Raw genomic sequence first — 13,670 nt, 5'->3', positions numbered from 1 at the left:
TCCATCGGCTCTTAATAAAAAGCTTCTCCAATTGGAAAAGCTTTTTTTATTTATAATATTCGGGGGTTTAAAAAATTAATGTTTTGCGTCTAAATTGAGCAGTTCACTGGTGACTTTTTGTACCTGCTTGAATTCTTCTTCGTAATTCTGAATGTCCCGATTCCAAAAAGGGATCATTTTATTTAATTTTTCACTGTATTTACTGGTCTTTATTTTTTCAGGGAATGCTATTTGCAAAACTTCAAGCATAATATGCACTGCTGTGGAAGCGCCTGGAGAAGCACCTAGCAAGGCGGTAATTTTACCATCTTTGCTATGTACGACATCTGTCCCAAATTCCAGGACTCCACCTTTTTCTTCATCTTTTTTAATTATTTGCACTCTTTGACCGGCAACTTTTAGTTCCCAATCTTCCGGCTTTGCGTCTTTAATAAAGACCCTTAGATCATCTATTCGGTCTTTATGATCCATGCGAACCTGCTCGATAAGATAAGTGGTTAAAGGGAGGTTATGCCAAAAAACACCCCACATGGACGGGATATTGTCGAATTTGATGGTTTTTGGAAGATCCAGGATTGACCCTTCTTTTAAAAATTTGGTGCTAAATCCGGCAAATGGTCCAAAAAGTAATTCCTTCTTCCCGTTGATGTAACGGGCATCAAGATGAGGTACAGACATTGGAGGCGCATCCACCCCGGCTTTGCTGTAGACTTTAGCATGATGTTTTTCGATGATCTCTCTGTTCTTGCAAAATAACCATTGACCACTCACTGGAAATCCGCCATACCCATCTTTTTCTTCGATCTCTACTTTTTGAAGTAAGGGTAGGGCACCTCCACCAGCTCCAATAAAGACATGCTCGGCATCGTAATATTTCTTTTCTCCGGTCTTAATGTCTTTGGTAAGTGCAGTCCATTCTTCAGGACCATCAGGGTCGATATCCAGGACTTCGGTATTGCGAATTACCGGAACATTGAACTGTCCCTCCAGTATCCTGAAATATTGCTGTGTAAGAGAACCAAAATTAACACCGGTTCCCAGCTCCATTCTTGTAGCGGCCATTTTCTCACCCGCATCCCGGTTCTGCATAATTAGAGGAAACCATCTTTCAAGTTTTTCATGGTCTTCTGAATACTCCATAGTCTCGAACATGAAGTGTTCTTTCATAGTGTTAAACCGTTTTTTTAAAAACTCAACATCTTTTTCTCCTCTTACCCAAGCATGATGAGGAATAGTGTGAATGAAGTTTTGAGGGTCTTTTATAAGTTTCTGGCTTACCAGGTAGGACCAGAATTGCTTTGATCTTTCAAATTGCTGAAATATATCAATTGCTTTCGAAATATCTACTGTTCCATCTTCCTGTTGAGGGGTGTAATTCAATTCGCAAAAAGCCGAATGTCCTGTTCCGGCATTATTCCAGGCTTCGGTACTTTCCTGAGCAACCCTGTCTAGCCTTTCAAAAATGATAATTTTTATTTCCGGATCTATGAGTTTAAGCATTAAGGAGAGAGTAGCACTCATTATTCCGCCTCCAACACAAATCAGGTCGTATTCTCGATTGGTTTCATTCATAAAAACTGGTTTTTCCCAATTTAAGGAAAGAAAGGAGCAAAAAAAGCCAACGAAATATTAAGAAATAAAAAAGGAGCCTTAAAAGGCTCCTAAATAATATCGAAAAGAATAAATATTATCATTCCTGAGATTGTTTTTCCACTTTGGCTTCCAGTTTCTCCTGTTTTCTTCTTTCTTTTAAAAAGTCTTTCAGCTCTTTACCATATTTTGATTTTTTCACTTTAGGAGCTAAAGACGTGTATATGGTATCCAGATATTTGATATTGGCATCAAAAACTTCAGATAAAGCAAGATATGGTGCGATCTCATGGTCCTTATTATTGATCGCAAAATTTACTGTATACAAATACTTTCTTCTAAGCAACCTGTCATATTTGGTATCGATCTCCATCAGTTTGTCATCATCCTGCATTTTTTCAGCTTCAAAACTTTCTTTAATTAGATCCAGGTTCTGATCATTAAAGCGGCTTATCATTTTGCGGTATTCCATCAGCTTCTCCTGGTTTACAGATCCAATAATTTCTGCTCCTGTTTCAAACTTCTCCAGCTGAGTGTTGATGGTCACCTGTCCTTCATCTGCGAAAAAATCTATTCTATCATCAAACTGGTTATTATCCACCTTATCAAGGAACAAATACATGATCTGCGGACTTTCAATATAAGCTTCCATGCTAAACTTTGGGTCACCGGTTACTTTAACTGAATCTACATTCACCAGCGATGTATCTTCTATCTTTTGAAGGTATAAAGTCCCTTTTTTAAGGCCTTTGATTTCACCATTTACTACTAAGTTGCTTTCTTTTTCTGAACAAGAGCTTAAGCCAATCAGAACCACTAAAAGAAGAGCTATTTTTTTCATTTTAAAATTAAGTTTTAAGGAGCGCAAATATCTTATAATTTTCTGTTTAAAACTAACTGCCGGCGGCTATTTGCATTAATATTGTACATAGAATTGCGCCATAAGTTCCTACCACATATCCAAACACAGCGAGTAAAACCCCTACGGTTGCTAAAGAAGGGTGGAAGGCTGCGGCCACTACCGGAGCAGATGCTGCACCACCAACGTTTGCCTGGCTCCCAACTGCCAGGAAGAAATAAGGTGCTTTTATAAGTTTTGCTGTAACGATCAAAACGATCACGTGTATTAAAATCCATACGAGTCCAATAGCAATAAGTCCAGGATTATCCAGTATCATGGTTAGATCCATCTTCATTCCAATGGTCGCTACAAGAATATAAATGAAAATACTACCTATTTTACTGGCGCCGGCGCCTTCATATTTTTTGAATTTTGTAAAGGATAATAAAATTCCAATGGCAGTGGCAATGGTGATCATCCAGAAGAATTGAGATGAGAAGGATGATAAGGCACTCTTTGAATCGTTAAATACATCAAAGCTGGATAAGAGTAAACCTGAAATTTCATCGGCTCCCCAATGTGCAATTCCAACTGCACCAAATGCAAGTGCCAGCATGATCATAAAGTCCGGTAAAGTAGGAATGCGGTTTACACTTTTAGCATAATCGCTTACCTTAACCTTAAGGTCTTCAATTGCTGAATTATCTGCTTTTAACCATCTGTCAATTGCATCATTTTTCCCAATTCCCATAAGTATCAGAGCCATCCAGAGGTTTGCAACTACAATATCTACAAGAACCATCCCGCCATAAAGATCGGGATTGTATTCATAGATTTCCAGCATCGCAGCCTGATTGGCTCCTCCACCAATCCAGCTACCAGCAATGGTAGACAGGCCTCGCCATATGGCATCTGGACCTACACCACCTACAGTTTCCGGTGAGATTGCTGAAATGATCAATATTGCTATAGGGCCACCTAAAATTATCCCAACAGTTCCTGCAAAGAACATGATGAGTGCTTTTGGGCCAAGACCAAAAACTGCTTTAAGATCGATACTTAACGTCATTAAGACCAGTGCAGCTGGTAATAAATATCTGCTGGCTACAAAATAAAGCTGTGAGGTCTCGTCATCGATTAGATTTAAGGAATTAAAGATCGCAGGAATTAAATAGCACATTAATAGTGCGGGAACAACTTTATAAAATTTGCTCCAGAATCCTTCCTTTTTTGAGGAGGTGTAAAACACAAATCCTAATGCGATCATTAATAATCCAAACACTATCGCATCATTGGTAAAAACAGTGGTGGTTTCCATATGTAATTTTAGAATATTGGGCGGCAAAATACAATTTTTATTGTAGTTGCAAGAAGTAAGATTAAGGTTAGAAATTCATGATCTCGGCAAGACTTTTGGCAACACCATCTTCTTTACCGGAGGAAGTTACCATATGGGCAATTTCCAGTACTTCGGGTTTAGCATTAGCAACCGCTATTCCCATTCCTACTCCCTTGATCATTTCTATATCATTATAATTATCTCCAAACGCCATGGATTGGGATAATGGAATACGAAAATGATCTTTTAATAAGAGTTCAACCGCCGTTAACTTGGAAATTGATTTAGGTGCTATTTCGAGATAAGATGGTTTGGATCTGTATAAATGAAGCTGGTCTTTATAGTTAGTGATAAGAAAATCCCGAATTCCATCGATTTTTTCTTCCTCACCCATCGCCATTATTTTATGGGCCCCTTTATTTTCATTTTTCCACTTTTCGATAACCGCGATGTTGCTTTCATGCGCCGGTTGGACCTTCGTGTTATTGATCTCTCTTTGCGTCCAGAAATCATCCCGGGGCACATACCATTCATCTTTATGGTATAAACTTAAGTGGACATCGTGAGTTTTATTATAAATGTGCAGATCTTCAAGAATATTGATTGGAATTTCAGTAGAACTTACCACTTTATTATCAACTATAATTAGTCCGCCATTATAACTAATGATAGGATGGTGTTCAATATTCATTTTCTTTTGAAGATGCCGCATAGCTGCCGGCATCCGTGAGGAAATTAAAATGAAAGGAATTTGTCTGGATTCCAGTTTTTGAATTGTTTCAATGGTAAGGGGAGATACATCACGATCTTCATTTAGTAAAGTACCGTCGATGTCAGAGAAAACTATCTTAAACATTAATTGTTCTGGTTTTGGGTTTTTGGTAATCGTTTTGCTTCTTTGAGAGCTTTGTGCAGCATCCACTCAATTTGGCCGTTGGTACTTCTAAATTCATCTGAAGCCCATTTTTCAACTGCCTTTAGCATCTCTTCGTCTATGCGCAGGGCGAAAGGTTTTTTCTTACTCATACTTTATTCAACTTCCTTTATAAAAGTTGTGATCGCTTCTATTAATTCAGGGTGCAAGGGTAAATTAGGTTCGTTATAAGATTTGGTATTTACCAGTTGATCTTTGCTTTTTATTTCACGAAAAATATGATTCATGTCCTGAATAATTTTTAACTGAGCATCTGCTTTTGCGTTAGCAAGTTTTTTGGCTTGTTCTTCTTCTACTTGAATATCTGCAGTCCCATTGATAATTAGAACCGGAATGTCAAGTTGGGCAATTTCCTGAGCAGGGTCATATTGAATCCAGCTATTCATAAAAGGCTGCACAGAAGGTTTAAAGATGGTTTGAAGCATGGGACTGTAATTGGTCGTTTTGCCATTTGTTTTCATTTCTTCAAACGCGGTGCGGGCATTCTCTGCAAGAGGTGGAGCCATTTTTTTAATTTGATCTGTGATTATATTATCTATGGGTTCTCCTGCACCGGCAAGTGAAATAAAAGCATCGGCATTTTTTTTCGCAGCGATCATTCCAACCAGTGAGCCCTGACTATGCCCTGCAATTATCAAATTTTCATATTGGTCTGAAGCTTTAAAATATTTCAGGATTTCCTCCACGTCTTCTACAAAATGTTCAAACCTAAGATCCTCCTCCTTGATCTTTAATTTATTCATTTGAAAGATCCGTTTATCGAACCTGAAACTGGCGATCCCATTTTCAGCCAGTTCTCTGGACATTTTTTTCATTCCATCATTTTTCATCATGGATTGATTTCCATCTCTATCAGTTGGCCCGGAACCCTGAATAAAAATAACCAGCGATTCACTGCCAGAAAGGGGAGTAGTAAGAGTACCTTCAGTAAACTTGTTTATTTGCAGTTCTTCTTCAGAAAAATTCACATCCTGAGCCTGAAGGCCTAACATGCAGAAAGCAAATAAAATGGATAAGGCTTTTTTCATTTAGTTATAAGAATTGGAAAGTGTTGAAGATGTAATAAAGATTAGTATTTGATATCAATTTGATGTTATAAATATATAGTTATAAATCTATATTCCCCCCTCTTAACATGAAAATAGTTTTAGCTTGGCTATATTTGCGGGAAATTACTTGAATATGAAAAAAATCAGCATCCTTATTTTATTGGTATGTATTAGTCTTTCGGGATATTCCACGGAAGGTGATTGGGGTAAAACGGGACACCGTGCTACTGCAGAAATTGCCGAAAATCATTTGAACAAAAAGGCTAAAAAAGCCATTGATGAGATATTAAATGGTCACGGTCTGGCATTTGTTGCGAATTATGCCGATGATATTAAAAGTGATAGAGATTTCAGGCAGTACGGGCCTTGGCATTATGTAAATATCGATCCGGATGAGGAAACATATATAGCTGCAAATGCAAATAAAGAAGGGGATCTTGTACAGGCAATCCGTAAATGTGTGGCGGTTTTAAAGGATGATACTTCTACTAAAAAAGAGAAGGAATTTTATTTAAAGATGCTGGTACACTTTGTAGGTGACTTGCACCAGCCTTTCCATACGGGACATTCTGAAGATAAAGGAGGTAATGATATCCAGGTGCGTTGGTTTAATGATGGTTCAAATATTCACAGAGTTTGGGATAGCGAAATGATAGAATTTTATCAAATGAGTTATACTGAACTGGCTATAAATACCAAAAATCTTACTCCTGCTGAAATTAAAACTATCCAAAACGGTAAATTGCTGGAATGGGTTTACGAATCCAGAGCTATGGCCGAAGATCTTTACAGCGGAGTAGAGAATGGTGATAAATTAGGTTACCGTTATATGTATGAGCATATGCCCACAGTGCTTGACCAATTACAGAAAGGTGGCCTGCGTCTGGCAAAAATCCTGAATGACATATATTCTTAATAGATTTTCCTGAAAGTTAAATTTATTCTTGGGCCTATTCCTTTCTTAGTTTTTGGAAGCTGGTGTTTCCAGAATTTTTGAGTAGAGCCCTGCATAATTAAAAGACTGCCATGTTGCAGTCTTTTTTTATACTTTTCTTCCGGATTGGTTTTGTGCTTTAAATGAAACATCCGCTCTTCCCCAAGGCTAATTGATGCAATTACTGGTTTATCGCCCAGTTCCTTTTCATCATCAGAGTGCCATCCCATACTGTCAGATCCATCTCTGTATAGATTGGCGAGGCATACATTAAAACTGGTATTAGTGACGCTTTCACAATCATTCTTAAGTTCTCTTAGAAAATCTGGAAAGGGTTCTGTTTCCATTTTAATGCCCGAATACCCATATTTCATGTCCGTCTCTCCAAATAGGAGTGTTAACCTGGGTTGCATTATTTCTTTTCCAAAAATTTTAATTGGTTCCTGTTTCCAGCTTGAAAGAGAAAGCAGCTGATCGTAAATTTTTGTGGCGAGAGGAGGGGATAAAAAATTTGGATAATAAATCAGGCTCGCATTATTCAAATTTGTAGTCTCTGCATTCATAATTCAAATTTTCATAAGTAAGAAAAAGCCCATAGCATTAAAATAAATTGTAGGGGTATTCTTGCAATTAAAATCCATCGTGGAAAACCTGCTGCGGCCTTTTGAGATGATAACATATAAAAATGGACAAGGAGAAATACAAGGAGCATTAAAATTAAGCTGTAAATAGCTAATTCTCTGGTTTTGTTGAAAATAAGTCCCGCAGCTATTAGTAATTCAGCGATTCCGCTTAGGAATACAAGAAGTTTAGGCTTAGGCAGGTATCGGGGCATGATTCGTAAGTAGATACGAGGTTTTATAAGGTGCATTATACCACCTATAAAATATAATGAACTCATTAATAATAAATGCCAGGAAAAACTCAACTTACAATTTTTTGGAATATAGAGATTAATTAAATTTAGAGCGAGGATAAAAAAATTAAAGTTTACTTAAAATTAATGTTGTGTAAGTTCTTTAATTAGAGTAATTTCAACGCCCTGAATCTAATTATAACCTAACCTGAAATTTTTGAAAAGAGACTTTTTAGTTTATTTTCTGGTGTTTTTTTTATGCTTTAACGTTAGTTTTTCGCAGGAGCTTTCCAGCGAAGACGAAGAAGCCCTAAAAGAACTTTACGAAATTGTCCAGCTTAATTTTACAGCTTATAATTATGAGCTGGCTATAGACGATGCTCATAATCTTGTGAGTCGTGCAAAAGAATTAAATAGCCACGCCTACGCTGTAAAAGGTTATAATATCCTTGGGCATATCTACAGTGATCAAAAAGACCCTGCACGTGCTCGTAAAAATTATACACTTGGTCTGCAGTATTCTTTAGAAAGTAATAATGATACTTTGTTGCTGTTTTCTTATAATAATCTTGGTAATACTTATTCTGAAAATCCTGAAACTGCTCAAAAAGGTATCGAATACTATGAGAAAGTAATCCAGCTTGCTATTAAAATGAACTCGCCAGAGGAGCTAATTGCTCCAAAATCCAATATCGGTTGGACGTATCTGGATAAGGGGGAATATGACAGAGCGTATCCCTATTTAAAGGAGTCTATGGCTCTTATGAATAAATATATAGATAGGGAGAATGAAAATTATAGTGAATGGATTTCCCAAATGTATATGTTGCATGGGCGATATTATGGATATAAAAAGCAATTTGATTCTTCTTACCATTATTTTGACCAGTCTCTTCTTTTAGCCGAATCTGATACTTTATTATTACCGGCAGCAGATGCCTATAAAGCATATGCTGAAGTTCTTGCCAGTGACAAGAAGTATAAATCTGCATACGAAGCACACAAAAAATACAGTGAATATAATTCACTTTTATTTGAACGTGAAAAATTAAGGGAGATGGAAGCGGCAGATGCCCGTTTCAACCTTTCTGAATATCAGAGAAACCTGGAGATCGCTGAAAGAGAACAGAAACTTCAAGACGAAATCATAGAAAAAAGCAAGGAAAAGGTGATCATTATGGTGATCTCTTCTATAGTGCTGATATTAATCCTAGTATTTCTTTTTAAAATTAATACCGATAGAAGAAGTTTAATAAGCGAGCTGCGAAAGAAAAATATTCAGTTTAAGGAAGCTAAGGAACAGGCTGAAAATCTATCCTTGTTAAAAACACGATTTTTTAGTACCGTTAGTCACGAAATACGAACTCCACTTTACGGAGTGATTGGCCTCACCTCTCTTTTACTGGAAGATAAAAGCCTTGAAAAGCATAAAAACGATCTTAAATCTCTGAAGTTTTCTGCAGATTATCTGTTAGCATTGATCAATGATGTACTGCAGATGAACAAGATGGAAAGTAACGAGGTTAAACTTGAGAATGTATCCTTCAATCTTCGGGATCTTCTAAAAAGTATTATCAATAGTTTTGAATTTACCCGGATTCAGAATAAAAATAAAATTCATCTTCAGGTTGATCCAGAGGTTCCAACTCATATAATTGGAGATTCTGTCAGGTTATCTCAAATTTTGATGAATCTGGTGGGGAATGCTATGAAATTTACTGAACGTGGTGATATTCATATAATAATTAAAGCCACCGAAAAGTCAAATAATAAGGTTTCCATTTATTTTGAAATTAGAGATAATGGCCCGGGAATTCCGGAAAGCAAGCGTAAAGTGATCTTTGAAGAATTTTCACAGCTTGAAAATTCCAATTATAATTACCAGGGAACCGGACTGGGACTTCCTATCGTTAAGAAACTGCTGAAGCTTTTTAATTCCAAGATAAAGCTTGAAAGCAAGGAGGGGAAAGGCTCTACTTTTAGCTTTAATATCAAATTTGGAATAGACCATTCTAAAAAAGCTATTCTTAAAGAAGTTGAGGTTGACGCAGATCTTAGCTTAAATTCTAAAAAACGTATCCTGATTGTTGATGATAACCGTATTAATCAGGTGGTGACCAAAAGAATTTTGGAAAAGAAAGATTTCGAGTGTGAAGTTGCCGGAGACGGTGCTTCTGCAATAGAAATTGTAAAAAATAATCATTTCGATCTGGTTCTTATGGATGTAAACATGCCCGGAATCAGCGGATTGGATGCAACACGCGAGATTAGAAAATTCAATGATCATCTGCCTGTTCTGGCTCTTACTGCTGTAGAGGTAGAAGAGATTAGAGAAGAGATTCAGGCTGCAGGAATGAGCGGAATCATTATTAAACCTTACGATGTACAGCAGTTCTACCAGATCATTTATAAGAATCTAAGTATAGCTACTGTTCCTGAAAAAGCCTAAACGATTTATTTTTCTATAATCTGCGCATCTGCGGGGATTTTGAAATAGTTTTCTTTCGGTATAAAGAAATTTATATTCGAGATGCTAGCTCGTCCAAGTATTTTTCCAGGTCCGTTTTCTTCATCCCAGTCATGAAAAGTCCAGGTTTGCGCTAAAGATACATTCTCCACAACGGTATAATCACTATATTCGATTACATGAGGGTTGTTCTCTGCTGAAGCCTTTCCGGTATTGAAGGTGACTATGTAAGCGGCGGCTTTTAGGAGGTTGGTTTCAGGATCTTTATATATAATATACCAGTCATCCGGGGAATCTCCCGTGTCCTGCTTAAAACTAAGTTTTGCTGTTTCATAAACTATTCCATCCAGTTTTCGGTTAACTGAATCTTCCCATACTGTTCCCGGATCTGTAAGTTTAAAAGGCATAGCGAAAAAATATTGCCAGGTAAAGATGTCGAATCTTGCATTTTTTGCGGAAGCATCTGCCGGCTTCATCCCCACCATTTCACCATTAAAGGTAATGGTAAAACCATCTTCTGATTCTATTCTAACCTTTGAAGAATTAGTCGTCATACTCACAGTACCCTTTAGTCTTTGTTTCCCGCCAAAGTCCAGATCTATATCAAAGCTAACAGCCCTCTGCATCTTAAAAGCAGGTTTGTTGTGAGCTTCTTCGATATTTTCAGAAAAAGTCAAAACTTTAGGAGGTAAGGCACCATCCCCAATTCCATTATTAGGTTCAACTGGTACCTTTTCAGTTTTCCCTTCTTCTTTACATCCCAGAACACAAAAAAACAGTAAAATAATAGCAATTCTCTTCATCATAGCTTGTTTTAAAGAGTCTAATATAGAAAAAGCCGCTTCCAAAAAGAAAGCGGCTTTTTTAATTAAACCTTAATGTTTAGTTTATTTCACCATTTCAAAACTTCTTTTGATGAAAGCCGTAAGCTCTTCACCCTTAAGAAGGTTTTGAGAAAGTCGGGCAAGATCGAGCGATTGCTTGATCAAACGTTGCTGTTTTTTCTCAGTTTTGGTGTTTAAAATGTTATTGATCAATTCGTGGTTGGTGTTAACAACCAGATTGTACATTTCTGGCATATTACCCATTCCAAACATTCCACCGCCACCGGTTTGTTGCATCTCCTTCATACGACGCATGAATTCTGGCTGAGTGATGATAAGCGGTGCAGCATTGCTATCCATTGCTTCCATCTGGATCGTATATTTTTCTGCAGGAATTACCTTCTCAAAATCTGCTTTTAATTTCTCCTTTTCTTCTTCAGATAATTTAGAGATCTTTTCCTCATCTTTTTTGATTAGGTTGTCTACATGGTCTGAGTCCACACGTACAAAAGAGATCTTTTCTTTAGAAGTTTCGAGCTTCTGCAACAGGTGAGAAACAATTGGAGAATCCAGTAATAATACTTTATAGCCTTTATCTTTTGCAGCTTCTATGTAACTGTGCTGTTCATTCTCGTTAGAAGCATACAGCACGACCAGGTTCTCGTCCTTATCAGTCTGATTTTCTTTTATCTTTTCCTGAAGTTCTTCAAAAGTGAAATATTCACCATCTGTTGTTGGATAAAGAGCGAATTTATCTGCTTTCTCAAAGAATTTATCTTCAGTAAGCATTCCGTATTCGATCACGATCTTGATATCGTTCCATTTCTTTTCAAAATCCTCTCTGTTGTTATTGAAAAGACTTTTCAGCTTATCAGCCACCTTTCTGGTAATGTAGCTGGAGATCTTTTTTACTGCTCCATCTGCCTGAAGGTAAGATCTGGAAACGTTTAATGGGATATCCGGAGAATCTATAACTCCTCTTAGCATTGTTAGGAATTCCGGTACTATACCTTCAACGTTATCTGTAACAAAAACCTGGTTTTGGTATAACTGGATTTTATCTTTTTGAATATTCATGTCCTGAGCCATTCTTGGGAAATATAAAATCCCGGTCAGGTTAAATGGATAATCTACATTCAGGTGAATGTGGAATAACGGATCTTCGAACTGCATTGGATATAACTCACGGTAGAAGTTGTTATAATCCTTTTCTTCAAGATCTGTAGGTTGTTTGGTCCAGGCTGGATTTGGATTGTTTATGATGTTGTCAACAGTTTTAGTCTCCGGCTTGGCATCTTCCTTGGCATCTTCAGGTAGGGGAAGAGTTTCTTCCTTGGTTCCAAATTTAATTGGGATAGGCATAAACTTGTTATACTTCACCAGTAATTCCTGGATTCTGCTTTCTTTCAGGAATTCTTCTTCATCATCATTAATATGAAGAATTATCTCTGTACCATGTTCTTTTTTATCGCCATCCTCTAAAGTGAATTCGGTAGTCCCTTCACAAACCCAGTGAGCTGCAGGTTCATCTTTATGAGATTTCGTAAGAATCTCCACTTTATTGGCTACCATAAAAGCAGAATAGAATCCAAGTCCAAAATGACCTATGATTCCACTGTCTTTAGCTGAATCTTTGTATTTATCTAAAAATTCTTCTGCTCCGGAGAAGGCTACTTCGTTAATATATTTTTTAACCTCATCTTTGGTCATCCCAATCCCCTGATCGATGATATGAAGAGTTTTAGCTTCTTCGTTCACCTTTACCTCGATTACAGGGTTGCCATAATCTACATTAGCCTCACCAAGAGTACTTAAGTGTTTTAATTTAAGGGTTGCATCAGTAGCGTTGGATATTAACTCTCTTAAAAAGATCTCATGATCACTGTATAAGAACTTTTTAATAAGCGGAAATATGTTTTCGACAGACACATTTATTTTTCCGGTTGCCATAGGTTTAATTTTAAAAATTGATTCAGTTGCTATGTGTCAAAAAAAATACCATTCAGGTCTGGCTGTCAAACTGACACTTTTGTAATTATCTACATTCTGGATCGTCTAACATCCAAGTCAGTAAGAAATTATTTTAACAAAGTTTTGTTTAACTATTTAATTTAAAAATTAAACAAAATTGTATATTTGATCAGAACGAAATATTATGACGAAATCTAAAGGCAATAGTAAAGTGAAAACGAAACCGAATGAAGATGAGCTTATAGCCCTTTATATGGATTTTGTGCTAGAGAATGAAAAAACTCCTAAAAGTGTTTTTAAGTTTTCAAAAGATAATAATATCACCGAACAGGAATTCTATCAGTTTTTTGGAAGCTTTGATGGGTTAAGAAGAGCGATCTGGAATAAATTTTTTGACAATGCCATATCTGTGATGGAGCAGTCAAAAGAATATGCGAAATTTTCGAATCGTGAAAAGCTACTTACATTCTTTTATACCTTTTTCGAAGTGCTCACCGCAAACCGGAGTTATGTTTTATATGCATTGAATGAGAATTCCACTCCTTTAAAAAACCTTGAACAACTAAAAGGATTACGTTCCAGGATCAAGGATTACGGGAAGAGCCTTATAGCAGCCGAGAACCAGGAGAAATCTTTAAAACTTCTTGGTAAGAATGAGATGCTTTTTAGTGAAGGCTTATGGGTACAATTCTTATTCCTCTTAAAATTCTGGATGGATGATAATTCTGCAGGGTTTGAGAGTACAGATGTAGCGATAGAAAAATCCATCAATACCATTTTTGATGTATTTGATAATACTCCTCTGGAAAGGATCGTTGATCTTGGAAAATTTCTCTGGAAAGAACGAACTAAATAGAAAGCCGGT

Annotated in this window: 13 protein-coding genes; 3 read left to right on the top strand and 10 right to left on the bottom strand. The window is 36.8% G+C overall.

Annotation, left to right across the window (positions count from 1 at the left end; all coding sequences use genetic code 11):
- Positions 1–75 precede the first annotated feature (75 nt).
- From mqo to ACNKXV_RS01935, 6 genes are all read right to left on the bottom strand, one after another.
- Positions 76–1,572, bottom strand: a complete 1,497-nt coding sequence (gene mqo, locus ACNKXV_RS01960) for a malate dehydrogenase (quinone) (protein WP_417906016.1) — start codon at positions 1,570–1,572, stop codon at positions 76–78.
- Positions 1,573–1,690: 118 nt separating this feature from the next.
- Positions 1,691–2,431: a DUF4369 domain-containing protein gene (locus ACNKXV_RS01955; protein ID WP_417906015.1), complete on the bottom strand. Its 741-nt coding sequence runs from the start codon at positions 2,429–2,431 to the stop codon at positions 1,691–1,693.
- A 52-nt stretch (positions 2,432–2,483) separates the two neighbouring features.
- Complete coding sequence (locus tag ACNKXV_RS01950) at positions 2,484–3,749, bottom strand: DUF819 family protein (RefSeq protein ID WP_417906014.1); 1,266 nt, start codon at positions 3,747–3,749, stop codon at positions 2,484–2,486.
- A 67-nt stretch (positions 3,750–3,816) separates the two neighbouring features.
- Positions 3,817–4,626, bottom strand: a complete 810-nt coding sequence (locus ACNKXV_RS01945; RefSeq protein ID WP_417906013.1) for an HAD family hydrolase — start codon at positions 4,624–4,626, stop codon at positions 3,817–3,819.
- On the bottom strand, positions 4,626–4,796 hold the full coding sequence (locus ACNKXV_RS01940) for a type II toxin-antitoxin system antitoxin (protein WP_417906012.1): 171 nt from the start codon (positions 4,794–4,796) through the stop codon (positions 4,626–4,628). Before ACNKXV_RS01940 ends, ACNKXV_RS01945 begins: the two co-directional genes overlap by 1 nt.
- Positions 4,797–4,799: 3 nt before the next feature.
- Complete coding sequence (locus tag ACNKXV_RS01935) at positions 4,800–5,732, bottom strand: alpha/beta hydrolase (protein WP_417906011.1); 933 nt, start codon at positions 5,730–5,732, stop codon at positions 4,800–4,802.
- Positions 5,733–5,886: 154 nt separating this feature from the next.
- Here ACNKXV_RS01935 and ACNKXV_RS01930 point away from each other — a divergent pair, with 154 nt between their 5' ends.
- A complete protein-coding gene (locus ACNKXV_RS01930) occupies positions 5,887–6,669 on the top strand; it encodes a S1/P1 nuclease (protein WP_417906010.1) in 783 nt (260 codons plus the stop codon).
- On the opposite strand, the gene ACNKXV_RS01925 is transcribed toward ACNKXV_RS01930, so the two are convergent.
- Complete coding sequence (locus ACNKXV_RS01925; protein WP_417906009.1) at positions 6,666–7,250, bottom strand: alpha-ketoglutarate-dependent dioxygenase AlkB family protein; 585 nt, start codon at positions 7,248–7,250, stop codon at positions 6,666–6,668. The two genes, ACNKXV_RS01930 and ACNKXV_RS01925, sit on opposite strands and share 4 nt — an antisense overlap.
- Positions 7,251–7,261: 11 nt before the next feature.
- Positions 7,262–7,588 (bottom strand): DoxX family protein, encoded by a 327-nt coding sequence (locus ACNKXV_RS01920; protein WP_417906008.1) that lies wholly within the window; start codon positions 7,586–7,588, stop codon positions 7,262–7,264.
- 172 nt (positions 7,589–7,760) lie between these two features.
- Here ACNKXV_RS01920 and ACNKXV_RS01915 point away from each other — a divergent pair, with 172 nt between their 5' ends.
- Positions 7,761–9,992 carry a tetratricopeptide repeat-containing hybrid sensor histidine kinase/response regulator gene (locus tag ACNKXV_RS01915; protein ID WP_417906007.1) on the top strand — a complete coding sequence of 744 codons (2,232 nt, stop codon included), beginning with the start codon at positions 7,761–7,763 and terminating at the stop codon, positions 9,990–9,992.
- A gap of 5 nt (positions 9,993–9,997) precedes the next feature.
- On the opposite strand, the gene ACNKXV_RS01910 is transcribed toward ACNKXV_RS01915, so the two are convergent.
- A complete protein-coding gene (locus tag ACNKXV_RS01910; protein ID WP_417906006.1) occupies positions 9,998–10,816 on the bottom strand; it encodes a DUF6503 family protein in 819 nt (272 codons plus the stop codon).
- Between the two features lie 81 nt (positions 10,817–10,897).
- The gene (gene htpG / locus ACNKXV_RS01905) at positions 10,898–12,784 is read right to left on the bottom strand and encodes a molecular chaperone HtpG (RefSeq protein ID WP_417906005.1); all 1,887 of its coding nucleotides are present in this window, start codon (positions 12,782–12,784) and stop codon (positions 10,898–10,900) included.
- Between the two features lie 205 nt (positions 12,785–12,989).
- On the opposite strand from htpG, the gene ACNKXV_RS01900 reads away from it, so the two are divergent.
- The gene (locus ACNKXV_RS01900; protein WP_417906004.1) at positions 12,990–13,661 is read left to right on the top strand and encodes a TetR family transcriptional regulator C-terminal domain-containing protein; all 672 of its coding nucleotides are present in this window, start codon (positions 12,990–12,992) and stop codon (positions 13,659–13,661) included.
- Positions 13,662–13,670 lie beyond the last annotated feature (9 nt).

It is taken from the genome of Christiangramia aquimixticola (assembly GCF_048285835.1).
In the GTDB taxonomy this organism is placed as follows: domain Bacteria; phylum Bacteroidota; class Bacteroidia; order Flavobacteriales; family Flavobacteriaceae; genus Christiangramia; species Christiangramia aquimixticola.
The sequence above is the reverse complement of the archived record's forward strand: the minus strand, read 5'-3'. Positions and strand labels throughout refer to the sequence as shown.